This is a genomic window from Paracoccus shanxieyensis, assembly GCF_009711265.1.
In the GTDB taxonomy this organism is placed as follows: domain Bacteria; phylum Pseudomonadota; class Alphaproteobacteria; order Rhodobacterales; family Rhodobacteraceae; genus Paracoccus; species Paracoccus shanxieyensis.
In genome coordinates this window covers 67,647-94,378 of the sequence record NZ_WMII01000007.1, presented here as the reverse complement: position 1 = coordinate 94,378, position 26,732 = coordinate 67,647, and the positions used below count along the sequence as shown (strand labels likewise).

Annotated in this window: 26 protein-coding genes; 10 read left to right on the top strand and 16 right to left on the bottom strand. The window is 66.4% G+C overall.

The genetic code is table 11. The annotated features are described in order from the left end of the window. Positions 1–18: 18 nt before the first annotated feature. The gene (locus GL284_RS09060; protein WP_155044284.1) at positions 19–750 is read left to right on the top strand and encodes a response regulator; all 732 of its coding nucleotides are present in this window, start codon (positions 19–21) and stop codon (positions 748–750) included. A 10-nt stretch (positions 751–760) separates the two neighbouring features. Here GL284_RS09060 and GL284_RS09055 read toward each other — a convergent pair whose 3' ends face one another. The 6 genes from GL284_RS09055 to GL284_RS09030 form a co-directional block, all read right to left on the bottom strand. Next, positions 761–1,465 (bottom strand): GNAT family N-acetyltransferase, encoded by a 705-nt coding sequence (locus GL284_RS09055; protein ID WP_155044283.1) that lies wholly within the window; start codon positions 1,463–1,465, stop codon positions 761–763. A 147-nt stretch (positions 1,466–1,612) separates the two neighbouring features. Continuing rightward, positions 1,613–2,794, bottom strand: a complete 1,182-nt coding sequence (locus GL284_RS09050; protein WP_155044282.1) for a DUF1501 domain-containing protein — start codon at positions 2,792–2,794, stop codon at positions 1,613–1,615. Between the two features lie 9 nt (positions 2,795–2,803). After that, positions 2,804–4,174 (bottom strand): DUF1800 domain-containing protein, encoded by a 1,371-nt coding sequence (locus GL284_RS09045; RefSeq protein WP_155044281.1) that lies wholly within the window; start codon positions 4,172–4,174, stop codon positions 2,804–2,806. 112 nt (positions 4,175–4,286) lie between these two features. Next, complete coding sequence (aspS, locus tag GL284_RS09040; RefSeq protein ID WP_155044280.1) at positions 4,287–6,062, bottom strand: aspartate--tRNA ligase; 1,776 nt, start codon at positions 6,060–6,062, stop codon at positions 4,287–4,289. A 61-nt stretch (positions 6,063–6,123) separates the two neighbouring features. Further along, a complete protein-coding gene (locus GL284_RS09035; protein WP_155044279.1) occupies positions 6,124–6,780 on the bottom strand; it encodes a CPBP family glutamic-type intramembrane protease in 657 nt (218 codons plus the stop codon). Next, positions 6,756–7,544 carry a glycoside hydrolase family 25 protein gene (locus tag GL284_RS09030; RefSeq protein ID WP_155044278.1) on the bottom strand — a complete coding sequence of 263 codons (789 nt, stop codon included), beginning with the start codon at positions 7,542–7,544 and terminating at the stop codon, positions 6,756–6,758. Before GL284_RS09030 ends, GL284_RS09035 begins: the two co-directional genes overlap by 25 nt. Positions 7,545–7,734: 190 nt before the next feature. Between GL284_RS09030 and GL284_RS09025 the strand changes: the two genes are divergently transcribed. After that, a complete protein-coding gene (locus GL284_RS09025; protein ID WP_155044277.1) occupies positions 7,735–8,502 on the top strand; it encodes a bestrophin-like domain in 768 nt (255 codons plus the stop codon). Here GL284_RS09025 and GL284_RS09020 read toward each other — a convergent pair whose 3' ends face one another. The 3 genes from GL284_RS09020 to GL284_RS09010 form a co-directional block, all read right to left on the bottom strand. Continuing rightward, positions 8,503–9,876: an FAD-binding oxidoreductase gene (locus GL284_RS09020; RefSeq protein ID WP_155044276.1), complete on the bottom strand. Its 1,374-nt coding sequence runs from the start codon at positions 9,874–9,876 to the stop codon at positions 8,503–8,505. A 57-nt stretch (positions 9,877–9,933) separates the two neighbouring features. Continuing rightward, complete coding sequence (locus GL284_RS09015) at positions 9,934–10,899, bottom strand: DUF808 domain-containing protein (RefSeq protein ID WP_155044275.1); 966 nt, start codon at positions 10,897–10,899, stop codon at positions 9,934–9,936. A gap of 90 nt (positions 10,900–10,989) precedes the next feature. Then, positions 10,990–11,820: an anti-sigma factor domain-containing protein gene (locus tag GL284_RS09010; RefSeq protein WP_196216753.1), complete on the bottom strand. Its 831-nt coding sequence runs from the start codon at positions 11,818–11,820 to the stop codon at positions 10,990–10,992. Positions 11,821–12,012: 192 nt separating this feature from the next. Between GL284_RS09010 and cobS the strand changes: the two genes are divergently transcribed. Together cobS and GL284_RS09000 are read left to right on the top strand one after the other, a co-directional pair. Then, positions 12,013–12,987 (top strand): cobaltochelatase subunit CobS, encoded by a 975-nt coding sequence (cobS, locus tag GL284_RS09005; protein WP_155044273.1) that lies wholly within the window; start codon positions 12,013–12,015, stop codon positions 12,985–12,987. Further along, entirely contained in the window at positions 12,987–13,505 is a 519-nt protein-coding gene (locus tag GL284_RS09000) for a hypothetical protein (RefSeq protein WP_155044272.1), read from the top strand. Before cobS ends, GL284_RS09000 begins: the two co-directional genes overlap by 1 nt. Positions 13,506–13,727: 222 nt before the next feature. On the opposite strand, the gene GL284_RS08990 is transcribed toward GL284_RS09000, so the two are convergent. After that, on the bottom strand, positions 13,728–14,255 hold the full coding sequence (locus GL284_RS08990; protein ID WP_155044270.1) for a rhodanese-like domain-containing protein: 528 nt from the start codon (positions 14,253–14,255) through the stop codon (positions 13,728–13,730). Continuing rightward, positions 14,252–14,581, bottom strand: coding sequence for an ArsR/SmtB family transcription factor (locus GL284_RS08985; protein ID WP_230383005.1), 330 nt, complete (start codon positions 14,579–14,581; stop codon positions 14,252–14,254). The genes GL284_RS08990 and GL284_RS08985 overlap by 4 nt, the downstream gene beginning before the upstream one ends. A 67-nt stretch (positions 14,582–14,648) precedes the next feature. On the opposite strand from GL284_RS08985, the gene GL284_RS08980 reads away from it, so the two are divergent. The 4 genes from GL284_RS08980 (at position 14,649) to GL284_RS08965 (ending at position 20,081) form a co-directional block, all read left to right on the top strand. Beyond that, the gene (locus GL284_RS08980; RefSeq protein ID WP_155044269.1) at positions 14,649–15,008 is read left to right on the top strand and encodes a carboxymuconolactone decarboxylase family protein; all 360 of its coding nucleotides are present in this window, start codon (positions 14,649–14,651) and stop codon (positions 15,006–15,008) included. 51 nt (positions 15,009–15,059) lie between these two features. Further along, positions 15,060–16,928: a cobaltochelatase subunit CobT gene (gene cobT, locus GL284_RS08975; RefSeq protein ID WP_155044268.1), complete on the top strand. Its 1,869-nt coding sequence runs from the start codon at positions 15,060–15,062 to the stop codon at positions 16,926–16,928. A gap of 77 nt (positions 16,929–17,005) precedes the next feature. Further along, on the top strand, positions 17,006–18,265 hold the full coding sequence (gene epsE / locus GL284_RS08970; protein ID WP_155044267.1) for an exopolysaccharide biosynthesis GT4 family glycosyltransferase EpsE: 1,260 nt from the start codon (positions 17,006–17,008) through the stop codon (positions 18,263–18,265). Between the two features lie 10 nt (positions 18,266–18,275). Next, positions 18,276–20,081: an aminopeptidase P family protein gene (locus GL284_RS08965; RefSeq protein WP_155044266.1), complete on the top strand. Its 1,806-nt coding sequence runs from the start codon at positions 18,276–18,278 to the stop codon at positions 20,079–20,081. A gap of 122 nt (positions 20,082–20,203) precedes the next feature. On the opposite strand, the gene GL284_RS08960 is transcribed toward GL284_RS08965, so the two are convergent. Beyond that, positions 20,204–21,271, bottom strand: a complete 1,068-nt coding sequence (locus tag GL284_RS08960; RefSeq protein WP_155044265.1) for a DUF475 domain-containing protein — start codon at positions 21,269–21,271, stop codon at positions 20,204–20,206. A gap of 122 nt (positions 21,272–21,393) precedes the next feature. Here GL284_RS08960 and GL284_RS08955 point away from each other — a divergent pair, with 122 nt between their 5' ends. Then, positions 21,394–22,086, top strand: coding sequence for a DUF1045 domain-containing protein (locus tag GL284_RS08955; protein WP_155044264.1), 693 nt, complete (start codon positions 21,394–21,396; stop codon positions 22,084–22,086). Here the strand turns inward: GL284_RS08955 and GL284_RS08950 are convergent. Beyond that, positions 22,083–23,033, bottom strand: coding sequence for a magnesium transporter CorA family protein (locus GL284_RS08950; protein WP_155044263.1), 951 nt, complete (start codon positions 23,031–23,033; stop codon positions 22,083–22,085). The two genes, GL284_RS08955 and GL284_RS08950, sit on opposite strands and share 4 nt — an antisense overlap. Positions 23,034–23,191: 158 nt before the next feature. Between GL284_RS08950 and GL284_RS08945 the strand changes: the two genes are divergently transcribed. Then, on the top strand, positions 23,192–24,331 hold the full coding sequence (locus GL284_RS08945) for an amidohydrolase family protein (RefSeq protein WP_155044262.1): 1,140 nt from the start codon (positions 23,192–23,194) through the stop codon (positions 24,329–24,331). An 8-nt stretch (positions 24,332–24,339) separates the two neighbouring features. Here the strand turns inward: GL284_RS08945 and GL284_RS08940 are convergent, their stop codons facing one another. Genes GL284_RS08940 through proC form a run of 3 tightly spaced genes read right to left on the bottom strand, consistent with a single transcriptional unit; the run spans position 24,340 to position 26,711 of the window. Then, positions 24,340–25,557 (bottom strand): glycerate kinase type-2 family protein, encoded by a 1,218-nt coding sequence (locus tag GL284_RS08940; RefSeq protein WP_155044261.1) that lies wholly within the window; start codon positions 25,555–25,557, stop codon positions 24,340–24,342. 21 nt (positions 25,558–25,578) lie between these two features. Further along, entirely contained in the window at positions 25,579–25,911 is a 333-nt protein-coding gene (locus tag GL284_RS08935) for a tRNA-binding protein (protein ID WP_155044260.1), read from the bottom strand. Next, entirely contained in the window at positions 25,908–26,711 is an 804-nt protein-coding gene (gene proC, locus GL284_RS08930) for a pyrroline-5-carboxylate reductase (RefSeq protein ID WP_155044259.1), read from the bottom strand. Before proC ends, GL284_RS08935 begins: the two co-directional genes overlap by 4 nt. Positions 26,712–26,732 lie beyond the last annotated feature (21 nt).

The following is a 26,732-nucleotide window of genomic DNA, read 5'->3' as shown; positions in this document are numbered from 1 at the left end:
CATTCAAGGAATCGGACCATGAGCGACGATCTGACCACGGACCTCGATGAAATTCCCACTCTGATCTCCGGCTTGCCCAACCGGCCACTGGCCGGGCTGACCGTGCTGGTGGTCGAGGATTCGCGCTTCGCCTCCGAGGCGGTGCGGCTTTTGTGCCTGCGGTCCGGCGCGCGGATCCGCCGTGCCGATACCATCCGCGCGGCGCTGCGCCATCTGCAAACCTATCGCCCCGGCGCCGTCATCGTCGACATGGGCCTGCCCGACGGCAACGGGGCCGACATGATCCGCACCATCCTGCGCGCCACGCCCCGCGTTCCGGTGGTGCTGGGCATCTCGGGCGATCCCGACAACCGCGATGCGGCGATGGCTGCGGGGGCGGACGGGTTCCTGACCAAGCCTATCGAAAGCCTCGCGACATTCCAGCAGGCCATTCTGGCCGCCCTGCCGCCACAGGATCGCCCGCAAGGCCTGCGCCTGCTGCCCGACGATGTGATCACGCCGGATCAGGACGCGCTGCGCGACGACCTTGCCCATGTGGCCGAGGTTCTGTCGGGTGCCGATGACATCGCCGCCATCGAATACATTGCCCGTTTCCTGGCCGGTGTCGCACGCTCGTCGCATGACCGGCCGCTGGAGGATGCCGCGACAGCGCTGACGCGCGATCAGGCGAACGGCCCGGCACTGGCGATGGAACTGGCACGAATCAGCGGCATGGTGCAGGACCGGCTGTCGGCGGTTCAGGGCTCCTGACCCCAACGCCTCAAGGCTGATCCCAGCCCATCGCCTGCGCCGTCAGCTGCGACAAGGCCTGACGCTGCCGCCCCGCCCCGTCGAAATTCGCCGGATCCAGCCATGCCGCATGGGCAGGCCCCAGCCGCGCCCATTCGTCATCCAGAATGGCAAACCACGCGGAATCGCGGTTGCGCCCCTCGACCAGCATGTGCTGGCGAAACGTCCCCTCATGGCGAAAGCCATAGCGCCTTGCGGCCAGCATCGAAGGCGCGTTCAGCGCATTGCATTTCCATTCGACGCGGCGATACCCCGCCTCGAAGGCCCACCGGATCATCAGCGAAATCGCCTCGGTGGCCGCCGGGCTGCGCTGCATCGCGGGCGAAATCTGGATATGCCCGATCTCGATCACGCCATTCGACGGATCGATCCGCAGATAGGACGCCAACCCGCCGACCCGGCCCGAAATCGTGTCGCGCAGCGCGTAAAAGAACGGATCGGCCTTCGTGGCCATCTCTGCCTGCCAGTCGCGATACTCCTGCAAGCTCGCGAACGGACCATAGGGCATGTAATCCCACAACCAGTCCTGCCCCAGATTGTCGGCAAAAAGCGGATCGGCATGCCGCGCCGCATCCAGCCGCTCCAGCGTGACATGCACGCCGCCGATCACCTCCGGACCGGGGGGCGGGGGCGGCACGAAACCCGCAACCTGCGGGCCAAGGGGGCGTTCACTCATGATTTTTCGGCCTGTAACTGCAACCCGGCCAGAATGCGCCCGCAGCCGGGCAGGTCAAGCCCGCAGCGCAGCGCCACAGGTTTCTTCGTTCCGAAAATACTCCGGGGGAGTCCCGCAGGGACGGGGGCAGCGCCCCCCCTTCCCCGCTCAGGCCAGCATCTTCGGATCGCCGCCCAGATCCAGCCCCGGAAAGATGCTGCGCTCCAGCATGTCGCGATCGGCGCCGAACAGCCCGCGCATGGCCCATGCGGCATAGGCGCGGATGTCGCGCGTGGGCATCAGGTCGCGATCGGCGTAAAGCTGCCCCTCGCCCAGCCCCGGCCAGTCGCCATAGGCGCGCCCGCCCCGGATGGCGCCCCCGGCCATCAGCATCGCGCCGCCGGTGCCGTGATCCGTGCCGCCGGATCCGTTCTCGCGCACCGTGCGCCCGAATTCGGTCATGGCCAGAACGGTGGTGCGCGACCAGTTCGGTCCCAGCCCGTCCCGCAGCGCCAGAATTGCCGCGGCCAGCCGGTCCAGCGCCCGCCCCAGCGCCTGTTCCTGATTGGCATGCGTGTCCCAGCCGGCGATGGAAAACGCCGCAATCCGCGATTGGCCATTCAGCCGGTTCGCCGCAAAAGCCCCCAGCGCCTGCGCATCGGCGGTCGGCCCCTTGCCACGCTCGCCCTGCTCGGTCTCGGACCCGATGCGGATCGCATCGCGCGCCGCTTCGCGAAACAGCGGGTCTTCATGATAGACATGCTCCAGCAGGGTCTGGGCTTGCGGCGACAGCGTCAGGCTGGCGCGCGGGGCCCATGCCAGATGGGCGGCATCGCCCGACAGAATGCGCATCTGCTCGACCCCGACCGCATAGGCGGTTTCCGCGGTCGCCCCCGGCATGGTCTGCAACAGCCGGTTCAGCCAGCCCCCGATGCGACGGTCGACCGGCAGGTCATTGCCGGTCCCGGCCTCCAGCAGATCCTGCCCGTCGAAATGGCTGCGTTTGTCGCGGTAGGGGGTCGAGACCGCATGCGCAAAGCCCAGCTCGCCCTTCTGCCACAGCGGCAGCAGCGGCTGCAGCCGGGGATGCAGCGCATAGAACCCGTCCAGATCCAGCGCCCCCCGCTCGGGCCCGGCCGAGATGTCGCGCCGCAGCTTGGCCAGCATCGGATCGCCGTAAGGCTGCAAGACATCCAGCCCGTCCATCGCGCCGCGCAGGATGATGACCACCAGCCGGTTGTCCGACGGGACCGAGGCAAAGGTCATCGACGACATCAGCGGATGCGCCGCAGCCGAGCAACCGATCAAGGCCGCGCTTTTCAGAAACAGGCGCCGGTCCAGTTCGATCATCATCGCCTCCTATCGCCGGTTGAAATCGGTCGAGGCCAGCACAAGCGCCACGCCCTCGATCTGGCTTTCGGCCTTGGGCACGGCCCATGCCAGTTCCTCGGACCGGGTGCTGCCAAGCGCGGTTTCCAGAAACGCGCGCGGGTCCGGCAGGGTGTTCAGCATCTTGCTGGGCATCTGCAACGACCATGTGATGCGCGCAGCCAGCATCTGCGGCGCGATCCAAGCCTGCGCCTCCTCGGGCCAGCCATCGGGGCCGGTCTGGCGCGACCATGGCTGCCCCATGCGGTTCATCTGATCGAAGGTCATTGCGGGCAGTTGCGGAAAATCTAGCGCCATCAGATCCTTGCCGGTAATTCCCAGCGCCCGGTATCCGGCGGCCAGCAGATCGAAGGGCTGGCGCACCTTCTGTCGCATGGCCGATTCCAGTTCGGGATGCGTCACCATCACGCGATAGACCTGCGGCAGATCGCCCCCGGTCTCGCGCCATGTCGCGGCCATGGCATCGACCAGATCGTCCGATGGATTGTCCGAAATGAAATGCACCGCCAGCTTGCGCGACACGAATTGCGCGGTGTCCGGACGCCGGGCCAGATCGCGGAACACGGCGCGGATGTCGTCGATGCTGGGATGGCGCCCGCCGCCATAGCTTTTGCCCAGCACGGTCTCGGCCCCCGGCTCGGCGATATTCGGCCGGAAGGCAAAGCCGTCCTGCGGGCTATAGGTCAGGCCGGTCAGCAATTCGGCAAGCTGGCGCACGTCATTCTGGTCATAGGAGGCGCCGACGCCCAGCGAATGCAGCTCCATCGCCTCGCGCGCAAGGTTCTCGTTCAGGCCCAATGCGCGGTTCGCGCGGCGCTTGGCAAAGGGCGAGTTCGGGCCACGGCTGCTGTTCTGGTTCAGATAGACCAGCATCATCGGATGGGTGTCGGCGGCAAAGAACATGTCTTCAAAGCGGCCATTCACATGCGGGCGGATCGCCTCATCGACAAACGCCATGGTCAGCGCCTGATTGCCGGCGCTGCCGGGGCTGACGGTGAAGTGGTCGGCCCAGAACTGCACCAGCCGTTCGCCGAACCCCACCGGATCGTCGATAGCGCGCACCAAACGGCGGCGCAGGTCGCGCACCAGCAACCGCCCCAGATCGCGGTTGTATTCCATGAACGCCTTTTCATCGGCATCGCCGCCATCCTTGCGGGCGCGGCTCAGACGCATCAGTTCAAGACTGATCTTGCGCGCCTCATCGGTCGTCATGGCTTGGGCGTCGGGCCCGGCATTGGCCGGGCCGGACAGAACCGCCTCGACATCGCGCGGCGGCGGCATCAGCGGGGACAGCCCGTAACCCAGCCGGATCGCGGCCAGTTCGGGAAAGCCGAAAGACATGCGGTGACCTTTCCGGGGCGCTTGTTTCATCCGCAGATTAGCGCAGATCGCCGCCGGAAGTCAGATCACGGTTTTGGCAAATGCGGCGGTGCAGCAAAGCCTTGCCGAAGGATCACTCCTTCGGCAGCGCCCGCAGCCGCAATTCGCGCATCTGGTCGTTGGTGGGTTCGGACGGTGCGCCCATCATCAGGTCTTCGGCGCGCTGGTTCATCGGGAACATGATGACCTCGCGGATGTTCTGCTCATCCGCCAGCAGCATCACGATCCGGTCGATCCCCGCAGCACAACCGCCGTGCGGCGGCGCGCCATAGCGGAACGCCTTGACCATGCCGCCAAAGCGCTTTTCGACCTCATCCTTGCCGTAACCGGCCAGCTCGAACGCCTTGAACATGATTTCCGGCTTGTGGTTGCGGATCCCGCCCGAGATCAACTCATAGCCGTTGCAGGCCAGATCATACTGATAGGCATGGACCTTCAGCGGATCGCCATTCAGCGCCTCAAGCCCGCCCTGCGGCATCGAGAACGGGTTGTGGCTGAAGTCGATACGGCCCTCGTCGCCCTTTTCATACATCGGGAAATCGACGATCCACGCAAAGCGGAAGCTGTCGGTTTCCGACAGGCCCAGTTCGCTGCCGATGACATTGCGGGCGCGGCCTGCGACGGCCTCGAAGGTTTCGGGCTTGCCGCCAAGGAAGAAGGCGGCATCGCCCTCGCCCAGAGCCAGTTGCAGCCGGATCGCCTCGGTCCGTTCGGGGCCGATATTCTTGGCCAGCGGGCCTGCGGCCTCCATCTGGCCATCATCGCCCTTGCGCCAGAAGATATAGCCCATGCCGGGCAGACCCTGTTCCTGCGCGAATTTGTTCATCCGGTCGCAGAACTTGCGCGAGCCGCCTTTCGGCGCGGGAATGGCGCGCACCTCGGTGCCGTCCTGTTCCAGAAGCTTGGCGAAGATCGCAAAGCCCGAGCCCGCGAAATGCTCGCTGACGATCTGCATTTCGATGGGGTTGCGCAGGTCCGGCTTGTCGCTGCCATATTTCAGCATCGACTCTTTGTATGGGATCAGCGGCCAGTCGGCATCCACGCGGCGGCCTTTGCCGAATTCCTCGAACAGGCCCTGAATGACGGGCTGGACGGCGGCAAACACGTCCTTTTGCTCGACAAAGGACATCTCGATGTCCAGCTGATAGAAATCCGTCGGCGACCGGTCGGCGCGCGGGTCTTCGTCGCGGAAACAGGGCGCGATCTGGAAATACTTGTCGAACCCCGCCACCATGATCAGCTGCTTGAACTGCTGCGGGGCCTGCGGCAGCGCATAGAACTTGCCCGGATGCAGACGCGAGGGGACAAGAAAATCGCGCGCACCCTCGGGCGAGGAGGCGGTGATGATCGGCGTCTGGAACTCGGTGAAACCCTGATCCCACATGCGGTTGCGGATGGAACGCACGACCTGCGAGCGCAGCATGATGTTGTTGTGCAGCGTTTCCCGGCGCAGGTCCAGAAAGCGATAGGTCAGCCGGGTTTCTTCGGGATAATCCTGATCGCCAAAGACCGGCAGGGGCAGATCGTCCGAGGCGCCAAGGATGTCCACATCGGTCGCATAGACCTCGATCTCGCCGGTGGGCAGCTTGGCATTGACCAGCGCGGCATCGCGCAGCTTCACGCGGCCGTCGATGCGGATCACGGTTTCGGCGCGCAGCTTTTCCAGCGTGCCGAAGGCCGGGCTGTCGCTGTCGGCGATGACCTGCGTGATGCCGTAATGGTCGCGCAGGTCGATGAACAGCACACCGCCGTGATCTCGGACCCGGTGGACCCAGCCGGACAGGCGGGTTTCGGTTCCGGCAGCTTCGGCAGTCAGCTGGCCGCAGGTATGGCTGCGATAGGCGCTCATCGTTTTTCCCCTTGCGTATCAGGCAACGCATGAACCGTGTCGCCGGGGGGAAGTCAAGCTTTCAGAACGGCCGCACCACGTTGCCGCTGTAGAAGTAGGCCCCCATTCCCACGGCAAACAGCACATTTCCCGCCACGGCATGCAGGATCCACGCCGCGGGAAAGCCCCGGTCCAGATAGGCGCGGGCAAAGACCCAGCCGCCCACGAAGGTCAGAAGCGCCACCACCCATGACCAATACATCAGATGGGCAAAGGAAAAGATCGCCGCGTTCAGCGCGATGGCCCCCCGGCCGTCGGGCAGCAGCACCTTGTAGCGGTGAAAGAACAGCGGGCGGAAGATCAGCTCCTGCGGCAGGGCGGACAGCAGGGGATAGAAGGTCCAGATCACCGGGATGAATTCCGGCCGGTTCCGCAGCATCTGAAACAGCGCATCGGGGCGCGACAGCGACAGGATCACCACGCCCGCCAGCAGGGTGGCCAGCGCGATCAGCACCACATCGCGCCACGGCACACGGCTCCAGCCCCGCACAAGGCTGCGCCAGTGAAAGCCGCCGGTGAACCACAACAGCACCAGCCCGGCAAAGCTGAAGACGGCCAGCGCCTCGAACAGCAGATGGCCGGGCATGAACAGGGCGATGCCAAGGGGTGCCCCGATATAGAGCACCCCGAATTCAAACCACAGAAGCGATCGGGCTATTGCAGCCGTCGGTTCAGCCATTGGCGCCACTGGGCCGGATCCCCGGCAAAGACGTTCAGGTCCACATTGCCCCGGATGCCCGGCACGATCCCCGTGCCGGTATATTGCCAGAACGTGTAACGCTGGCCCGGATAGACGATGCGCGGATGGCCTGCGACCGAGCGCAGCCAGAACTCCTCGGGCCATGAGGCCAGGTTGTTGTCGCGATAGAAATCGACGGTGGTATAGATGATCGGACGCTGGCCGTAATACTGGTGCAGGATGTCCTTGAAGATCTTGGCCTCGCGCAGGACCTCATCGCCCGGCGGACGGCGCGGGCAGGTCTTCGAGGCGGTCCATTCCAGATCCAGCACCGGCGGCATCGCACCGCGTTCGCGCGGCACATTGGCGATGAACCACGCCGCCTGCTGCGCGCCCGAGCGGCAGAAATAGAAGTAATGATAGGCCCCGCGCGGAATGCCCGCCTGCCCGGATTCGTACCAGTAGCGGCGGAAGTTCGGGTCCGCGTGATCGCCGCCCTCGGTCGCCTTGATGAAGGCGAAGCTGACGCCCGTGCCACGCACGCGCTGCCAGTCGATATCGCCCTGCCAGCGTGACACGTCGATGCCGTGGACCGGGTGATCATAGGGGTGGCCGCCGACCCATGCATGGGGCTGGCTGTCGCCGAATTTGGGGCCAAGCCCCTGCCCCACCATCACGGCCCGCTGCTGGGTCGGTTGGCCGCCGCCACAGGCCGCCAAAGCGACCAGCAGCACCACCGACATTATCCTTGCAAGAAACTTCATGACTGCCCTCTGCCCTTTGCGCCTGTCTCGGCACTTTGGGCCTTTATCGCAAAGGCGCAGGTTTCTGTCACGATGGCGTGACAGTCACGAATGTGTCAGGCTGTCTTTTATGGCGGTCCAATGCCACCGCGGGCGGGATCGCCACGCGGAAAACCACACTGGAACAGGCCGCGCGCCGGATGGGAAACGGATGTTCGAGATCGTCTTTGCCCTGCTGATGTTTCTGACCCTGACCGCGGCGGCGCTGACCGCGCGGCACCTGACGCCGCGTCTGGCCAGCCAGCATGTCAGTGACGAGACGAACAATGTCATCCGCCTGGTGGCGAACCTGTTCGTTGTCATGACCTCGCTGGTGTTCGGCCTGCTGATCAATTCCTCACGCGCGGGGTTCGAGTCGCTGGACAATCAGGTCCACAGCTATTCGACGCATCTGATTCTGCTGGACCGTTCGCTGTCGGCCTATGGCCCGGATGCCGATCCGACGCGGGTGCTGCTGGCCCGCTATGTCGAGCTGGCGATCGCCAATCCCGCCCGCCTGCGCCGGGACGAGACATTGCGCGATTACAGTTCCGAACACGGGCTGACGGCGGTGGGCGACGCGCTGGCGGTGCTGGTGCCCGCAGATGCCGCCGCGCAATCCCTGCTGGACGATATCCGCCAGCAATATCAACAGCTGGTCGAGGAACGCTGGGACATCATCGAGGCCGCGCAGCGCAGCGTGCCCGTGCCGCTGATCGCGATGCTGGCGGCGTGGCTGGCGCTGATCTTTGCCAGCTTCGGCTATCGCGCGCCGAAAAACGGCGTGGTCACGGCCTGCGTGACGATTGCCGCCGCGCTGATTTCCGGGTCGCTGTATCTGGTGATGGACATGAACCGGCCGTTTTCAGGGCCGATGCAGATCTCGGACGCGCCCTTGCGGCAGGTGCTGAGCGAATTGCGGCGTGACCGGACGCGGTAATCAGCCGGGCAGCATTTTGCCGGGGTTCATGATGCCCTGCGGATCCAGCGCCGCCTTGATCGCGGCCATCACGTCCACAGCGTCGCCATGCTGGGCGCGCATCAGGCCGCGCTTGCCGATGCCCACGCCATGTTCGCCGGTGATCGTGCCGCCCACCGACAGCGCGCGTTCGGCCATGCGAATGGCGACGCGCTTGGCTGCGGCCATTTCGGCGTCATTGCCGGGCATCACCAGAATCTGAGAATGGAAATTGCCGTCTCCGACATGGCCGACCATCGGACCAAGCAGCCCCTCGGCGCGGATGTCGCGGGCGGCCTCGGCCACGGCCTCGGGCAGATGCGACATCGGCACGCAGACATCGGTGACGACCGCCGTCGCGCCGGGCCGCAGCGCCAGGCATGAGCGATAGGCGTTGTGGCGCATCTTCCACAGCGCGGCGCGGGCCTCGGGCGTGGTGGCCCAGTCAAAGCCGGTGCCGCCGAAATCCTGCGCCAGCGCGCCGAAGGCCTGCGCATCCGCCGCGACCGAGGCCGGGCTGCCGTGGAATTCCACCATCAGATGCGGGCCGATATGCATCTGGGTGCCGGTGGCGGCGTTGAAGGCGCGCACCACATCGGCGTCGATGAATTCGATCCGCGCCATCGGGATGCCCGACTGGATGGTGGCGGTGACGCATTCCACCGCCGCCTCCAGCGTCGCAAAGGCGCAGACGGCGGCGGCGGTCTCTTCGGGCTGGCCATGCAGGCGCAGCGTCAGTTCGGTGATGATGCCCAGCGTCCCTTCCGAGCCGACGAACAGCCCGGTCAGGTCGTAACCCGCGCTGGATTTCGCCGCCCGCGTCCCGGTGCGGATGACGCGGCCATCGGCCAGCACCACCTCCAGCGCCAGCACGTTGTCGCGCATCGTGCCGTAACGCACGGCGGTCGTGCCGCTGGCGCGGGTCGCGGCCATGCCGCCAAGGCTGGCATTCGCGCCGGGATCGACCGGAAAGAACAGCCCCGTGGCGCGCAGCTCGGTATTCAGCGCCTCGCGGGTGACGCCGGGCTGGACGCTGGCCTGCAGGTCTTCGGCGCGGATGTCCAGCACCCGGTCCATCCGCATCAGATCCACGACCAGCCCGCCATGCGGCGCCAGCGCGTGCCCCTCAAGCGAGGTGCCGGTGCCCCAGCCGATCACCGGCACGCCCTGCGCATGACAGATCGCCATGATGCCCGACACATCAGCCGTCGACACAGGAAAGGCCACGGCATCGGGCGGGCGCGCGCGGTGAAACGTCTCGGACTGGCCATGCAGGTCGCGTTCGGCCTGCGCCTGCGAAAAACGGTCGCCCAGCAATGCCTGCAGGGCGTCGATGGCGGCGGCGGGAATGGGCATCGCTCTCCTCCTTGGCGGTATGGCAGTTAAATCCCGCTACGCCGCCAAGGGCAAGCGTCACGCCTTGCCAAACAGCCCCGACACCGCGCCAAAGACCGGCGTGATGACGTAATGCGCCACCGGGATCAGGATCAGCCCCAGCAGCAGGCCGAAGATGCCGTCGAAAAACGCCGTCGTGGCCCAGCTGGCAAGGCCCGGCGCGGCAGGCAGGGCGGCTGCGGCGGATTGCGCCATGTGGCTGACCCATTCATAGGGCTGATGCTGGCCCAGCTCGTGCATGCCATGCACGACGATCTGGCCGCCGACCCAGATCATGGCTGCAGTGCCAACGATCGTCAGCAGTTTCATGAAGCCCGGCATTACCCGCACGATCCCGCGCCCCAGCCCGGCCAGCGGGCCGCCGCGTTCCGCCAGATGCAGGCCAAAATCATCCGCCTTCACGATCAGCGCCACAAAGCCATAGACTGCCACTGTGATGCCCACGGCGACCACGGCAAGGATCAGCGCCTTTTGCCAGATCGTGTCGCTGGTGGGGATGGTGGCCAGCGCGATAGTCATGATTTCCGCCGACAGGATGAAATCCGTCTTGATCGCGCCCTTGACGCGCTTTTCCTCAAGCCCCGCGCCGCCATCCTCGGTGGTTTGCAGCTTGGGGGCGTTGACCTCGTGCTGGCTGAAGACATGGGCGACCTTTTCGGCGCCCTCGAAGCACAGATAGGCGCCCCCCAGCATCAGCAAGGGCGAGATCAGCCACGGCGCAAAGGCCGACAGGATCAGCGCGATGGGCAGCAGGATCACCAGCTTGTTGAACAGCGACCCGCGCGCGATCTTCAGCACGATGGGCAATTCACGGCTGGCCTTGAAGCCCTGCACATATTTGGGCGTCACGGCCGCGTCGTCGATCACCGCCCCCGCTGCCTTCGCCCCGGCCTTCGCGGCCTGTCCCGCCACGTCATCGACCGAGGCCGCCGCAATCTTGGCGATCCCCGCCACATCATCCAGAAGCGCCAGCAATCCGCTCATATCCGCACCATCCGTCCCGTCTGTCGTTCACGTTCGCTTGAACGTATCTGCGCAAAGCAACGCGACAAGGGCAAGTCGGTTCACGAAGGTTCAGGGCGACAGCGTTGAAATGGCGATGATCGGGCCTGTGGCGACACCTGCGGGCGCGCCGCCTTCGGGTTCGTCGGACAGCGCGATCTGCACGCCGTCTGCCGCGTCCAGCCCCTGCGGCAGCGGACGGGTCACGCTGCCTTCCTCATGCGGGACCAGCCCCAAAGATACCGGGGCCGCGCCATCGGGGGCCATCCACCACAGTTCCCAGTCCCGGCCCACAGGTGCAGCGCCGCTTTGCAGCGCGATCTGCAGATCGCGCTGATGGACCGAGACATCGACCCGCAGCCCCGCCGGCTGCGAGACGACCTGCGTCTGCCAACCCGCCTGCCCCGAGGGCGCGATGACCGGCACCAGCAGCACCGCCGCCACCACCAGCACCGCCACGACCGCACCCAGCAGGGCCTGCGGGCGCTGCCACCAGCGGATGCGGCTGTCCAGCACCTCGGAAAACGGGGCCTGCGCCATGCCCAGCTCTTCGCGCAGGCGGTTGCGGGCGCGGGCGGGCGGCATCACGGGCGTCGGATCCGCGGGCATGGCAGGCAGGGCCGCATCGGGTGGCAACAGCGCCGCCGCACTGGCGCGGGCCTGATCGTCCAGCCACGCCAAGGCGGGCGTGCCGCTGTCATTGGGGCGCCGCGTGCCGCGCCAGATATCGGCATAGACGCGTTGCAGCGCCTGTTCGGCCAGCGGGCGATCGGGCAAAAGCGACAGGCAGATGGCGTAAAGCCGGGCCGAGGTCACCTCATAAAGCGCATCGAACGCGGCGCGGTCGCCGCTTGATCCGCGCGCAATCAGTTGGTGCAGTTCAAGAAGGCGCGCTTCCGACAAGGCGGGATTATCCTTTTGCGATAGCATCCGCCCATCTAGACACGCGCAAATGCGGGGGTCAACGCAGCCCGTGGGCGGGATTCCGCGCATTTGCCTGCGCCAGTGCAGGACGGGATTGCGCCTGCCGCTAGTGCTTGCGTGTCACCCGCAAATGCGCGAACAAGTCTCTCGTTGCGAGGAAAGGGCCCGAGAATGCTGGACGTGAACGCCAAACCCACCGAAGAGATCGACCTGCGCGAGGTGTTCGGCCTTGACAGCGACATGAAGGTGAAGGGCTTTGCCGAACGCACCAGCCGCGTCCCCGAGATCGACCCGACCTATAAATTCGATCCCGACACCACCATGGCGATTCTGGCGGGCTTTGCCTATAACCGCCGGGTGATGATCCAGGGCTATCACGGCACCGGCAAATCGACGCATATCGAACAGGTCGCCGCCCGCCTGAACTGGCCCTGCGTGCGCGTCAACCTTGACAGCCATGTGTCGCGGATCGACCTGATCGGCAAGGACGCGATCAAGCTGGTCGATGGCAAGCAGGTCACCACCTTCCACGAAGGCATCCTGCCCTGGGCCTTGCGCAATCCGACCGCCATCGTCTTTGACGAATACGACGCCGGCCGCGCCGATGTGATGTTCGTCATCCAGCGCGTGCTGGAGGCCGACGGCAAGCTGACGCTCTTGGACCAGAATGAGGTCATCACGCCGAACCCCTCTTTCCGGCTGTTCGCGACCGCCAATACCGTGGGTCTGGGCGATACGACGGGCCTCTATCACGGCACGCAGCAGATCAACCAGGGCCAGATGGACCGCTGGTCGCTGGTCTCGACGCTGAACTATCTGTCGCATGACGCCGAGGCCGCCATCGTGCTGGCCAAGAACCCGACCTATAACACCGAAAAGGGCCGCAAGATCATCAACCAGATGGTGACGCTGGCCGACCTGACCCGCACCGCCTTCATGCAGGGCGATCTGTCGACCGTGATGAGCCCCCGCACCGTGATCGCATGGGCCCAGAACGCCCGCATCTTCGCCGACAATGTGGGCTACGCCTTCCGCCTGACCTTCCTGAACAAATGCGACGAACTGGAACGCCAGACCGTCGCCGAATTCTACCAGCGTTTGTTTGATGAGGAACTGCCGGAGAGTGCTGCGGTCAAGGCGGGGTGATGGGCAGATCCGCTGCGTTCTTTTCTGCGGCGGCGCTGGTTTTGTTACTTGGCGCGGCTTCTTTCGCAGAGGACGCGCCCGAGCGCGTTCCAATGCCGCAATTCGTCGTCAAGCCGATACCATCTCCATCGCCGTCCCGACCTCGGTTGGATCGCTCGGCGGAAGGCTACGCACGCTGTGCTGGATACTACCTTTACGCGACCAAACTGGCTGATGGTAACAAATCTTCGATGGAAGCTGAGGCGGTTCTGATGGCAAAGGCGCTTGTCGTCGGTGGCCCCAGCAAAGCCGAAGCCCTGCAACGACTGCGCGACGATGAAAGCGTGCAGGTCGAACAGCGCCGAAGGGAACAAGCGGCCGCCATGCGCAGGATCGACGATATGGACGAGCAGGAGCAGGCCTCTCTGTCGGTAGAACAGCAGGAAGACATGATGCGTCCGATGTATGCGGAGCTTCTTCGGCAATCTGACTGCAACCAACTGGTCTGGGAGCTACGGGAAAAAGCCGTCAACCCATGAAAAACCTGACAACCCCTCCGATCCTTTCAAGAAGGCTCTGACCGAGGCCACCCGCGCAATGGCCGAGGATCACGAGCCGACCCCTTGACCTTCACCGATCCGTGTCACCTGCGAAACCATGTGCTAGCCTTAGGTCTCGCCCACCCGCATAAAGCATCGGAGCGCGCAGGGCTGCCGCGAACCTTGCAGAAATGCTCTGCCGCAGGGCGACCGACAGCCCCCCTACCCCGCCGCCCGGTTCCACGGCATCCGTTGCAACAACAACGCCATGCCGCACCAGCCGGTGACGCCCGCCAGCGCCAGCATGAAGCCGATCAGGCCGGCCAGCGCGAAGAAGGCCGGGGCGATCAGGAAACCGGCCATCACCAGCAGCAGCACCAGCGCGCCGACGACGATCTGCACTTGCCGCATCAGCGGCAGGGGCTCGCGGCCATCGGCTGCTGCAACGACGACCGGCAGCCCTGCCGCCTTCCAGGCTTCGATGCCACCGTCAAGGTTATAGGTCTCGCCCTGCCGCGCTTCGGCAATCGCGCAGGCCGATGCGCCGCGCGTGCCGCGCTGGCACTGAAACACCACCCGCCGTCCGGCCAGCGACGGCAATGCGGCCCGCAGCCTGTCCAGCGGCACCGATACCGCCAGCGCAATATGCTGGGCGCGGAATTCGTCGGGCGAGCGCACGTCCACCAGCACGGCGCTTCCCTCGGTCAGCCAGCGCGCGGCCTGAGGCGCGGACACAAGATCGCGGGTCATTCGGATTTCCCTTCGCAAAAATGGCGGTACAGCACCTGCATGATCTCGGCCACCGCCGGGTGCTCGATGCGATAGTAAAGCGTGCGGTGGTCACGGCGGACCGCGACGATGCCCTCGGCCTTCAGGCGGGCAAGATGCTGCGACATCGAGGTCTGGCCGATGCCCGTCGCCTCGACCAGCGCGCCGACATGACGCTCACCCCGGGCCAGACAGCACAGCACCAGAAGCCGCTGCGGATTGGCCAGCCCCTTGAGAAAGCCCGAGGCCCGGCCGGCACTGTTCGCCATCACGGCAAGGTCCGAAAGAATGTCCGGCGGCAGCGTCATGTCGATCCTTTACAATTCATGTTTTTATTATATCAGCAAATAATGAATTGTAAAGAGGAGAAGTTCCATGACCGCCGACAAGGACTATGCCGCCATCATCGCCGGGATCGGCGCATATACCGCCGAGCTGCGCCGGGCGGTGCCGCCGGTGATGCAGGGCTTCGGGACGCTGGCCCGCGCGGCCACCGCCGGGGGCGCGGTGGATGCCAAGACCAAGGAACTGATCGCACTTGCGATCGGCGTGACCCAGCGCTGCGACGGCTGCATCGGCTTTCACGGCAAGGCGCTGGTGGAACTGGGCGCCACCCGCTCTGAGGTCGCCGAGGTGCTGGGCCTGTGCGTCTATATGGGCGGCGGACCCGCGCTGATGTATGCCGCCGATGCGCTGCGGGCCTATGACCAGTTCGCCGGGCCACAACCCGCCTGAGCGGGCGCGAAGCCCTTGCAGTGCGGGCGCGGGCGGTGTCTAACTTGCGCCATGAAAAAGTCCGACAACCCCGCCGATCCGTTCAAGAAGGCTCTGACCGAGGCCACCCGCGCCCTGTCGCAGGATCATGAGCTGAACGTGACTTTCAGCGCCGACCCCTCGGGCGTCAGTGGCGACACCATGCGCCTGCCGCAGGTCAGCCGCCGCATGACCCGCGACGAGGTGCTGATGGCGCGCGGCACGGCGGATGCGCTGTCGATGAAACGTCGCCATCACGATATGGCGACGCATCTGAAATACGCCCCCTCGGGCCCGATGGCCCGCGATCTGTACGAGGCGCTGGAGACCGCAAGATGCGAGGCGTTGGGCGCGCGCGACATGCCGGGCGCGCTGTCCAATATCGACGCCAAGATCGGGCAGGAAGCCGACCGCAAGGGCTATGGCCAGATCAAATCCCCCGCCGATGCGCCGCTGTCGGTCGCGGCGGGCTATATCGTGCGGCAGGCGGCGACGGGGCGCGCGCTGCCGCCTTCGGCGCAGCATGTCGCGGATCTGTGGCGGCCCTTCGTCGAGGAACAGGCCGGCGGCAGTCTGGACGACATCAAGCGCGTGCTGAACGATCAGGCAGCCTTTGCGCGGCTGTCGCGGCGGGTGATCTCGGATCTGGGATATGGCGATCAGCTGGGCGAAGACCCCGATGAGCCGCAGGAAGACGAGGCCGACGACAACGCCGAACAGGACGAGGAATCGGGCGACAACCAGTCGAACGAGCAGGATCAGGGCGAAGACGCCGAGGCCAGTCAGGAACGCACGCAGGAACAGACGCAGGACGAACGTCAGGCTCAGGTCAGCATGGATGACATGGCCGACGAGGAAATGGCCGATGAGGCCGAGATGTCCGAGGCCGACACGCCCCCCGACATTCCGCCGCCCGTCAGCGAAGCCAGCGCCGATTACAAGGTCTGGACGCAGGAATTCGACGAAGAGATCCGCGCCGAGGATCTGGCCGACCCCGCGGAACTGGAACGGCTGCGTGCCTATCTGGACAAGCAGTTGGAACCGCTGCGCGGCGCCGTGTCGCGGCTGGCCAACAAATTGCAGCGCCGCCTGCAGGCGCAGCAGAACCGGTCCTGGGAATTCGACAAGGAAGAGGGCGTTCTGGACGCCGGGCGGCTGGCGCGCGTGGTGGCCAACCCGACGACGCCGCTGTCCTTCAAGGTCGAAAAGGATACCGAGTTCCGCGACACCGTGGTGACGCTGCTTCTGGACAATTCCGGCTCGATGCGCGGGCGTCCGATCAGCATTGCCGCGATCTGCGCCGATGTGCTGGCGCGCACGCTGGAACGCTCGCAGGTCAAGGTCGAGATCCTTGGCTTCACCACCCGCGCCTGGAAAGGCGGCAGCAGCCGCGAGAAATGGCTGGCCGAAGGGCGGCAGGCCCATCCGGGGCGGCTGAACGATCTGCGCCACATCATCTACAAGGCCGCCGATGCGCCATGGCGGCGCGTGCGCCCGAACCTTGGGCTGATGATGAAGGAAGGGCTGCTGAAGGAAAACATCGACGGCGAGGCGCTGGAATGGGCGCATAAGCGTCTGGTGAAACGCCCCGAGCAGCGCCGCATCCTGATGGTGATCTCGGACGGGGCGCCGGTCGATGACAGCACGCTGTCGGTGAACCCGGCGAACTATCTGGAAAAGCACCTGCGCGACGTGATCGCCATGATCGAAAAGCGCAAGCAGGTCGAACTGCTGGCCATCGGCATCGGCCATGACGTGACGCGCTATTACCAGCGCGCCGTCACCATCACCGATGCCGAACAGCTGGCGGGCGCGATCACCGAACAGCTTGCGGCGCTGTTTGAAAGCGACCCGCGCAAACGGGCGCGCGCGATGGGCAATTTCTCCCGCCGCGCCGGGTAACCATCCTTGCCGGATCGCTTGAATGGTCGCCTGCGCTATGCGACCAATTCAGGCGACCCCTTTTCGGAGGCTTTCCGTTGCTGCGCATTGGTTTCTTCATTCCCGAATTTCCCGGCCAGACCCATATTTTCCTGTGGCGCGAACGGCAGGCCCTGGCTGAACTGGGCGTGGATGCCGATCTGATCTCGACCCGGCCGCCACCGCGCGCCGTCGCCTCGCACAGCTGGGCGGCCGAGGCGCAGGGGCGCACGCGCTATCTGACGCCGCTGTCGGGCGGCGATGCGGCCAAGGCCGTGGCCGAGATGCTGCGCTCGCCCGCGGGGGCGATGCGCGGGCTGGGGGCGGCGATGCGGGCGGAAACGGCGGGCGGCGCGAAAGGGCGCGCGCGGTTGCTGGGGCTGCTGCTGATGGGCGCGCGGCTGAAGCGGATCGCCCGCGAACAGGGCTGGGACCATGTGCATGTGCATAGCTGCGCCGACAGTCTGAACATCGCCATGCTGGCCGAACGGCTGGGCGGCCCCAGCTACAGCCTGACGCTGCACGGCCCGACGCTGGAAGGCTATGGCCCGAACCAGCGGCAGAAATGGCGGCACGCGAAATTTGCGACCATCATCTCGAGGCTGCTGACGCGGGTGGCGCAGCAGCAGATCGGCTCGGATCTGCCGGGCTTCGTCAATCTGGCGCCCATGGGGGTGGATCTGTCGCAGATCAGGCGCAGCGCGCCGTGGCAGCCCCCTGCCGCCGGCGGGCCGGTGCGGATCTTTTCCTGCGGGCGGCTGAACGCCGTCAAGGGCCATGACCACCTGATCGAGACGGTGCGGCAGCTGCGCGAACAGGGCATCGACGCGCATCTGGAAATCGCCGGCGAAGACGAACAGGGCGGCAGCGGCTATCGCCAGCATCTTGAGGGGATCATTCGCCAGAAAGGGCTGGCCGATGCCGTGACCCTGCTGGGCGCGATCAACGAAACCGCCGTGCGCGAGGCGCTGGAGCGCGCGCATGTCTTTGCGCTGGCCAGTCTGAACGAAGGCATCTCGGTCGCGATCATGGAGGCGATGGCGATGGAAATGCCCGTCGTCGTCACCGATGTCGGCGGCAATCACGAATTGATCGAAAGCGGCCGCGATGCCGTGCTGGTGCCGCCCGAACAGCCCGAGGTGATGACGCAGGCGATTGCCGCGCTGGTGGCAGATCCCGCCTACGCGACCCGGCTGGCACAGGCGTCGCGCGCCCGCATCGCCGAGGAATTCCATCACCGCCGCAGCGCCGAGGCCGTGGCCGAAGGCCTGCGCGAAACCCTGCCGGGCGCGGATGCCGCGCGGCGTTTGACTGCCTGAAAGAAGACCGATGTTTCAAAGCTATGAAAGCCATTCCGATCCCGCGCGCCATGTCCCCCGCCTTCAGGCACTGCGCGCGGCGCTGTCTGCCCGGCGGCTGGACGGGTTTCTGGTGCCGCGCGCCGATGCGCATCAGGGCGAATATGTCGCGGGCCATGACGCCCGGCTGGCATGGCTGACGGGATTCAGCGGCAGCGCCGGGTTCGCCATCGTGCTGGCCGAGCGCGCGGGCGTCTTTATCGACGGGCGCTATCGCGTGCAGGTCAAGGCCGAGGTGGATCTGGCGCATTTCACCCCCGTGCCATGGCCCGAGGTGAAGGCGGCGGACTGGCTGCGCCAGGCGCTGCCCGAAGGTGGGCGCGTGGGCTTCGATCCGTGGCTGCACACCCGGCGCGAGATCCGCGAGATGGAGAAATCGCTGGCCGGGACCGGGATCGGGCTGCATCCGGTTTCCTCGAACCCGGTCGATGCGATCTGGGACGACCAGCCCGCGCCTCCGGTCGGTGCGGTGCGGCTGTGGCCGGATGCGCTGGCGGGCGAGACGGCGGCGGAAAAGCGCGCCCGCATCGCGGGTCTTCTGCGCGAGGCGGGCCAGCAGGCGGCGGTGCTGACGCTGCCGGATTCGATCTCGTGGCTGTTGAACATCCGCGGCGCGGATGTGCCGAAGAACCCGGTGGTGCAGGCTTTCGCCATCATCGAGGAAAACGGCCATGTCGCCATCTTCACCAATCCGGCGAAGTTTTCCTCCGAACTGCGCGCTGCTCTGGGCAATGAGGTGCAGGTGCTGCCCTTCGACGCGCTGACCGTGGCGCTGACCAATCTGGGCGGGCCGGTCCGCGTCGATCCCGCCAGCGCGCCAGAACAGGTGTTTCAGCTGATCGAAAGCATGAAGACGCCGATTGCCGAGGCGGCCGATCCGGTCATCATGCCGAAAGCCGTCAAGAACGCCGCAGAAATTGCCGGAATGCGCGCCGCGCATCTGCGCGACGGCGCGGCCATGGTCGAGCTGCTGGCATGGCTGGATGCCCGCGCCCGCGATCTGGACGGCGCGCCCCTGACCGAGATCGGCGTGGCGCAGAAGCTTGAGGAGTTGCGCGCCCGGCAGGGCATCATCGACATCAGTTTCGACACCATCCTTGGCTCGGGTCCGAACGGGGCCATCGTGCATTACCGCGTGACCGAGGCGACCGACCGCCGCATCCAGTCCGGCGATGTGCTGCTGGTCGATTCCGGCGGGCAATATGACGACGGCACCACCGACATCACCCGCACCCTGCCGATGGGTCCGGTCGATGCCGCCGTGCGCCGCCCCTATACCCGCGTGCTGCAGGGCATGATCGCCATGTCGCGGGCGCAGTTTCCCAAGGGCGTCGCGGGCTGCCATATCGACGCGCTGGCCCGTGCGCCGCTGTGGTCCGAAGGCATGGATTACGATCATGGCACCGGCCATGGCGTCGGCGCGGGCCTGTCGGTGCATGAAGGTCCGGTGCGGCTGTCGCGCGTGTCGGACATCCCCCTGCGTCCCGGCATGATCCTGTCCAATGAGCCCGGCTATTACCGTGAGGGCGCCTTCGGCATCCGCATCGAGAACCTGATCGTGGTGCGGGAACTGGGCAGCCCCGACGGGCGCGAGATGCTGGGTTTCGAGACCCTGACGCTGGCCCCCATCGACCGCCGCCTGATCGAGCCCGGCCTGCTGTCGCCTGATGAGCGTGACTGGCTGGACGCCTATCACGCGCGGGTGCGCGATGAGATCGGGCCTTTGGTGTCTTCTGAGGCGCGCGACTGGCTGGAACTGGCGACGCGTCCCGTCTGAGCGGTGATCGGCGCTGAATATGCAGATGCGGCGCTGGGGGCAGCGCCGCATGAGTATTTGGGGAACAGAGAAGACCTGAGGCCGCGCGCCGGATCGCGGGCGCCAAGATCAGCGGTGCCAGATCAGTCGGTATGCGCCTCGGCCTCCTCGGGGTGGCGGCGGCGATAGGCGAGCGAGTTCAGGAAGGCCACGCCGATGAAGCAGGCGCCCAGGAGGCCGGTGATATATTCCGGGATCGGCCGCAGCGTCTGCACGAACATGATGATCGACAGTACGAAGATCGACCAGAACGCACCATGTTCAAGATAGCGGAACTGCGCCAGCGTGCCCTTTTCCACCAGCATCACCGTCATCGAGCGCACATACATCGCGCCGATGCCAAGCCCGATGGCGATCAGGAACAGGTTCTGGGTCAGGGCGAACGCGCCGATCACGCCGTCGAAGCTGAACGAGGCATCCAGCACCTCGAGATAGAGGAAGGCGCCGAAGCCGCCGCGCGCCATGTCGCCGGGGGTGATCTCGCCGCCGCCCCATTGGTCCAGCACATGGCCCAGCGCGTCGACCAGAAGATAGGTGATGACGCCCCAGACCGCCGCGACGATGAAGGCGTGTTCCTTGCCGGGGGGCAGGAAATGCAGCACGACCATCATGCAGACAAGGACGAAGCCCACCTCCATGCCGCGGATCTCACCGATCTTAAGCAGGGCCTTTTCGATCCAGCCGATCCAGTGGATGTCCTTGGACTGGTCGAAGAAATAATTCAGCGCCACCAGCATCAGGAACGCGCCGCCGAAGGCCGCGATGGGCAGATGCGCTTCGTGGATGATGGCGGCGTATTCCTGCGGCTGGGTGGCGGCAAGGCGCACGGCCTCGATCGGGCCAAGGCTGGCGGCGATCACCACGATCAGCAGCGGGAACAGCACCCGCATCCCGAAGACCGCGATGATGATGCCCCAGGTCAGGAAGCGGCGCTGCCAGACCGGCGTCATCTGCTTGAGCTTGTTCGCGTTCACGATGGCATTGTCGAAGGACAGCGAGATTTCCAGCACCGCCAGCACGGCGGCGATCAGGAAAAACGAGATCATCCCCGAGCGCGTGCCGGAATATTGCCAGCCGATCCAGGCGGCAAGGATCAGCCCGATCACCGTCACGATGAAAGGCCATGTCATATAGCGGATGGTGGATTTCATTCCTTCGCGTCCCCGGATTGTGGACCTGCTGCATCAGCCATAAGGTCGCCGCACAGCATCGGCAAGCCATCCCGGCAGCTTTTCGGCGGGATGCGGCCATACGGGGCGTGAAGGAGCGGATCATGAACTTCCGGCGTTATGCGGTCTATCACCTGCCCGGCGGGCCTTTGGGCCAGTTCGGGGGCGCGTGGCTGGGGCGCGATCTGGCGCGGCCCGTATCCGGCGCCGAGGCTGCCTTGCGTCCCGATGTGCCGGGCCTGCCCGCCCCCGCCGAGGCGCTGACCCGGACGCCGCGCCGCTATGGGTTTCACGCCACGATCAAGGCGCCGTTCCGGCTGGCCGATGGCCATGGCCCAAACGATCTGATCCGCCGCGCGGCGTTGATCTGCGATCATCTGACGCCCTTCGATCTGGCGCTGGAATTGCGGCAGGATTACGGCTTCGTGGCGCTGCGTCCGACGGCCCAGCCGCCCGAGCTGCTGGCGCTGGAACAGGCGCTGGTCACCCGGCTGGACGATCTGCGCAGTCCTCTGACCCCCGACGAGCGCGACCGCCGCCGCCCCGATGCCCTGCCGCCCAAGGCCCGTGCGCATCTGGACCATTGGGGCTATCCCTTCGTGCTGGACCTGTTTCACTATCACCTGACGCTGTCGAACAGCCTGCCCGCGCCGCAGGCCGATGCGCTGGTCGCGGCCTTGCAGCCCGTCGTCGCGCCGCTGCTGGCGCAGCCCATGCGCGTCGAGGCCGTGTCGGTGGTCGGTGAGGATGCCGATGGGCTGTTTCACCACATCGCCGATATCGCGCTGCGCGGCTAAAGCCAGTCTTTCCATTTCAGCACCGCCAGCACGACACAGATCGACACGATCATCATCAGAAGCGACGTGGGAAAGCCCAGATTCCAGTTCAGCGTCGGCATCCATTCAAAGTTCATGCCAAAGATGCTGGAGATCAGCGTGGGCGGCAGAAACAGCGCCGTCATCACCGACAGGATGCGCACGCGTTCGTTCTGTTGCAGCCCGATCATGCCCATGGTCGCGTCGATGGTCATGCCAATGCGCGAGGTCAGGAAATCCGCATGCACCTCCAGCGCCTGAATGTCGCGCTGCAGCGCGGTGCGCAGCCCCTTGATCCCCTGCCCCTCCGAGCGCAGGTTGCCCGCCTCATAGACCAGAATGCGGTCCATCGACAAAAGGCCCATGCGCACGCGGCCCAGCAGTTCGGATTGCTGACCGATGGTCACCAGCACCTCTTCCAGCGAACCCGATTTGGTCGTGGCGGGCCGCAGCACCTGCGCCGATGTGGCGTCCAGCACCTTGCTGACGCCTTCCGAGATATCGGCAAGGCGGCCGACGATTTCCTCGACCAGACCCAGAAACACCCGCTCGGGGGTGGCGCAGCCGCTGCTGGAGCGGCCTGCGCGGGTCGGGAAGGTCTCGAACGGGCGCGGCGCGTGGTGGCGGATGGTGATCAGCTGACCCGGCGCAAGGATGAAGGTCACCGGCATCGCGGCATTCTGGCCGTCGGGCAGCGTCCCCGGCAGAACGCCGGTCATGTAGATCCGCCCGCCTTCGGTATAAAGCCGGTTCGAGATCTCGATCTCTTCCATATCGGCCAGCGTCGGCACTTCATAGCCAAGCGCCGAGACGGCCTGCACTTGGGTGTCCAGCCCGCGGTAGAGGTCGATCCAGATCGCATCGCTTAGATCCTGATCCTTGGGCAGCGGCTGCAATCCCTGACCGCTGGTGACATAGGCGTATAGCAATCCGGCTTCCCCATCTGCGCGATGCTGGGGCGACCCTGCCCCCGACTGTTGCCGCAGGTCAACCCCGCCAGCATTCATGCCTTATCCGCCCGGAATGTCATTTGCATTTCACACGCTGCGGGCAGGATCGGCACAACCACCGGTGCGAGAAAACCCTGATGCCCTATCTGCCACCCATGCGCCTGACCGGCGCGACCATCCTGCGCGAGGGCGAGCTTCGCCAGCGGTCGGTGGCGATCTCGCGCGGGCGGATCAGCAAGGGGCCGCTGCCGGGCGTCGATCTGGAGGGCTATCTGATCCTGCCCGGCATCGTCGATCTGCTGTTCGTGCCGCCGCCGGGAACCGAGCCCGCCTTGCGCCTGCGCCAGTCCTCGGCCATCGCGGCGCGCAGCGGCATCACCACGGCATGGGTCACGCCGCGCTGGGGCTGGGACCATGGCCATGACGCGCCCGAGGCAACTGCGGCGCTGCTGCACGCGATCCGCCCCGAACGCGCGCCCGATCTGCGCCGGGGGCTGCGGATCGAAAGCGCGCGCACGGAATGCACGCAGGCGCTGGTCGATCTGACACAGGCGTTGCGCATCGAACTGGCATGGTTCGAAAGCGAATTCGCGGCCTTGCTGGATCAGCAGAAGCACCGCCCCGATGACTTCGCGGCATCGGCAGTGCGGCTGGGGACCGCGCCGGGGATCCTTGCCCGCGCGCTGGACGGCGTGGCCGAGCGCGGGCGCGAAATGCCGCGTCACCTGTGCCGTCTGGCCGAAGGGTTCGACGACATCCGCGCCCGCTATGGCAGCATCGGCGATGATGGCGGCGCCATGCGCGAGATGCATTCGATGATCGGCGCGGGCCTTGCCGCCCGTCCTGCCGCCCATTCGGCCGCGGCAGCCGCGGCGGCCATGGGCGATCCCGTGCTGCTGTCCTTGCGCGAAGAAGAACGTCTGCGCGATTTTCTGCGCGGCGGGCTGGGGGATGCAATCATCTCGGACGGCGCGCCCGAGGGGATGGTGGCGCTGGCCCTGTCGCTGGCGCGCGACGATCTGGCGGACCTGCCGCGCATCTGGGATCTGATGTCGGCGCGCCCGGCTGAAATCATGCGGCTTGCCGATCGCGGCCGGCTGGATCATGGCTGCCGCGCCGATCTGGTGATCGTGTCGCGCAAGACCGGCAAGGTCGAAATGACCATCAGCGGCGGGCAATTGACCTATCTGACCGGCGAGGCGCGCGAGCGGTTCCTGCAGGCCTCGCTGCAGCCGACGCGCGGTGGCGGGGATGAGCCCCGCATCGCGGCGGAATAGCCCCTGCCTCAGGCGCGCAGCAGCACGGCCAAATCGGCGACATTGGTGCCGGTCGGGCCGGTCATCACCAGCGCATCCGCCGCCTGCAGGGCCGGAGTGGAATCGTTATCGGCCAGCCGGGCCTGCGGGTCGATCCCTGCGGCGCGCATTGCCTGCAGCGTGCCCGGCCCGACCAGCCCGCCCGCCGCCTGTCCCGGCCCGTCGCGCCCGTCGCTGCCGACCGAGGCAAAGCGCCAGTCGAACGCCACAGGCGCGGCCTCGGCCAGCAGGGCAAGGCGCAGCGCCAGTTCCTGATTGCGCCCGCCCATGCCGGTTCCGGTCAGGCGCACCGTGGTTTCGCCGCCCATCACCAGCGCCTGACCGGGGCGCAGATCTGCGGCATGGTCCCAGATCCTTCGGGCGCAATCCTGCACATCGCCCGCCAGCTCAGGGCCTTCCTTCGCGCCAAGCGCCCGCATCGCCGCCACCGAAATCCCGTTCGAGCCGACAAGCACATTGCGCGCAACCGGCAGCGCCGCGCGGTCCTGGGGGCGCAGCAAGGCGTCCTGCGCAGCTTTGGGCATGTCGTTCCAGATGCCCAGTTCACGCGCCAGATCGACCGCCTGCACCCGGCTGCCGACCGGCGCGACCGTCGGCCCCGAGGCGATGACCCGCAAATCGTCGCCCGGTACATCCGACAGGATCAGCGCCGCGACCGGGGCCTGCGACAGCCGCAACCAGCCGCCGCCCTTCAGCCGCGACAGGCCCTGCCGGATCAGGTTGACCTGCGAAATATCCGCGCCCGAGGCCAGCAGCAGCCGGTTCACCGCCTGCTTGTCGGCCAGCGTCATTCCCGGCGCGGGCGCGGGCAGCATGGCCGAGCCGCCGCCCGAAATCAGCGCCAGCACGCGGTCATCGGGCCCGGTGGCATGCAGGCGCGCCTCGACCTGGGTAGCGGCGCGGGCGCCGTCCTCATCGGGTTCGGGATGGCCCGCGCGCAGGACCGTGGCCCCCGCCAAGGGGGCGTCATCGCCGGTCACGACCAGCGTATCCGCGCCCGGCAAGGTCTCAAGCGCCGCCCCGGCCATGGCGCGGGCGGCCTTGCCCAGCGCGATGATCTGCCAGCGGCCACCGGGTGGCGGCGGGTCTTGCAGCACCTGCACCATGCCCCGGCGCACCGCGCTTGCGGGATCGGCAGCGGCGATGCCTGCGTGAATGAACCCCATGGCGCGCGCGTTCAGATCCATCGCCGATCCCCCCTTCCGTGATCAATAAAGCTTGCCGCCCAGCGGCACGTCCTGCCCCGGCCCGATCAGCACGACCTCGCCTTCGGCATCGGGGACGCCCAGCACCAGAACCTCGGACATGAACGGGCCGATCTGGCGCGGCGGGAAATTGACCACGGCCAGCACCTGCCGTCCCACCAGTTCATCGGGCGTATAATGCCGGGTGATCTGGGCCGAGGATTTCCGTTCACCGATCTGCGGTCCGAAATCCAGCCACAGCTTGATCGCGGGGCGGCGCGCCTCGGGGAAGGGTTCGGCGCGGGTGATGCGGCCGACGCGGATCTCGACCTTTTCAAAATCGGAATAGCCGATCATTTGCCCAGCTCGCGCCCACGTTCTGCCGCTGCCGCGATGGTGCGGCGCATCAGGGGCGGCAGGCCGGTCTCTGCGTCCATCAGTTGCACCAGTCCCGCCGCCGTCGTCCCGCCCGGAGAGGTCACGTTCTGGCGCAGCACAGCCGGATCCTCATCCGCCGAGATCGCCAGCGCCCCCGCACCCGCCACGGTGACGCGTGCCAGTTCCAGCGCCAGTTCGGGAGGCAAGCCTTCGGCCTGACCTGCGGCAGCCATCGCCTCGATCATGTGAAAGACATAGGCCGGGCCGGATCCCGACAGCGCGGTGACCGCATCCATCTGGTCTTCGGCCTGCAGGCGGACCACGCGACCCACGGCGGACAGCAGCCCTTCGGCCAGCGCCATCTGCGGCTCGGACGCATTGGCATTGCCGATGATCGCGGTGATGCCCTGCCCGATCGCGGCGGGCGTGTTGGGCATCGAGCGCACGATGGGCGCCGCCGGAAACGCCGCCTGATAGGCGGCAAGCGTCACCCCTGCGGCCACGGACAGCACCAGCGTATCCGCGCCGACCGTCAGGCGTGGCAGCACATCGCCCATCATCTGCGGCTTGACGGCAATGACCAGCACAGCCGGATCGTCGGGCAGTTCGCCGTTGACCGACACGCCCAGATCCGCCAGTTCCGGCCTGGCATTGGGGTCGATCACATGCACCGCGCTGGCCGACAGCCCGTTTTTCAGCCAGCCATCCAGCAGCGCGCCGCCCATGCGCCCGCAGCCGATCAAAACCAGACCGCGGGCGTTTATCGTTGAAAAGTCCATGCAATCCCCCTGCCGGTCACC

Bases quoted from the DNA above. Each gene is read 5' to 3' on its own strand.
- GL284_RS09060 (WP_155044284.1), top strand. From the start codon at position 19: ATGAGCGACGATCTGACCACGGACCTCGATGAAATTCCCACTCTGATC.
- GL284_RS09055 (WP_155044283.1), bottom strand. From the start codon at position 1,465: ATGAGTGAACGCCCCCTTGGCCCGCAGGTTGCGGGTTTCGTGCCGCCC.
- GL284_RS09050 (WP_155044282.1), bottom strand. From the start codon at position 2,794: ATGATCGAACTGGACCGGCGCCTGTTTCTGAAAAGCGCGGCCTTGATC.
- GL284_RS09045 (WP_155044281.1), bottom strand. From the start codon at position 4,174: ATGTCTTTCGGCTTTCCCGAACTGGCCGCGATCCGGCTGGGTTACGGG.
- aspS (WP_155044280.1), bottom strand. From the start codon at position 6,062: ATGAGCGCCTATCGCAGCCATACCTGCGGCCAGCTGACTGCCGAAGCT.
- GL284_RS09035 (WP_155044279.1), bottom strand. From the start codon at position 6,780: ATGGCTGAACCGACGGCTGCAATAGCCCGATCGCTTCTGTGGTTTGAA.
- GL284_RS09030 (WP_155044278.1), bottom strand. From the start codon at position 7,544: ATGAAGTTTCTTGCAAGGATAATGTCGGTGGTGCTGCTGGTCGCTTTG.
- GL284_RS09025 (WP_155044277.1), top strand. From the start codon at position 7,735: ATGTTCGAGATCGTCTTTGCCCTGCTGATGTTTCTGACCCTGACCGCG.
- GL284_RS09020 (WP_155044276.1), bottom strand. From the start codon at position 9,876: ATGCCCATTCCCGCCGCCGCCATCGACGCCCTGCAGGCATTGCTGGGC.
- GL284_RS09015 (WP_155044275.1), bottom strand. From the start codon at position 10,899: ATGAGCGGATTGCTGGCGCTTCTGGATGATGTGGCGGGGATCGCCAAG.
- cobS (WP_155044273.1), top strand. From the start codon at position 12,013: ATGCTGGACGTGAACGCCAAACCCACCGAAGAGATCGACCTGCGCGAG.
- GL284_RS09000 (WP_155044272.1), top strand. From the start codon at position 12,987: ATGGGCAGATCCGCTGCGTTCTTTTCTGCGGCGGCGCTGGTTTTGTTA.
- GL284_RS08990 (WP_155044270.1), bottom strand. From the start codon at position 14,255: ATGACCCGCGATCTTGTGTCCGCGCCTCAGGCCGCGCGCTGGCTGACC.
- GL284_RS08985 (WP_230383005.1), bottom strand. From the start codon at position 14,581: ATGACGCTGCCGCCGGACATTCTTTCGGACCTTGCCGTGATGGCGAAC.
- GL284_RS08980 (WP_155044269.1), top strand. From the start codon at position 14,649: ATGACCGCCGACAAGGACTATGCCGCCATCATCGCCGGGATCGGCGCA.
- cobT (WP_155044268.1), top strand. From the start codon at position 15,060: ATGAAAAAGTCCGACAACCCCGCCGATCCGTTCAAGAAGGCTCTGACC.
- GL284_RS08965 (WP_155044266.1), top strand. From the start codon at position 18,276: ATGTTTCAAAGCTATGAAAGCCATTCCGATCCCGCGCGCCATGTCCCC.
- GL284_RS08960 (WP_155044265.1), bottom strand. From the start codon at position 21,271: ATGAAATCCACCATCCGCTATATGACATGGCCTTTCATCGTGACGGTG.
- GL284_RS08955 (WP_155044264.1), top strand. From the start codon at position 21,394: ATGAACTTCCGGCGTTATGCGGTCTATCACCTGCCCGGCGGGCCTTTG.
- GL284_RS08945 (WP_155044262.1), top strand. From the start codon at position 23,192: ATGCCCTATCTGCCACCCATGCGCCTGACCGGCGCGACCATCCTGCGC.
- GL284_RS08940 (WP_155044261.1), bottom strand. From the start codon at position 25,557: ATGGATCTGAACGCGCGCGCCATGGGGTTCATTCACGCAGGCATCGCC.
- GL284_RS08935 (WP_155044260.1), bottom strand. From the start codon at position 25,911: ATGATCGGCTATTCCGATTTTGAAAAGGTCGAGATCCGCGTCGGCCGC.
- proC (WP_155044259.1), bottom strand. From the start codon at position 26,711: ATGGACTTTTCAACGATAAACGCCCGCGGTCTGGTTTTGATCGGCTGC.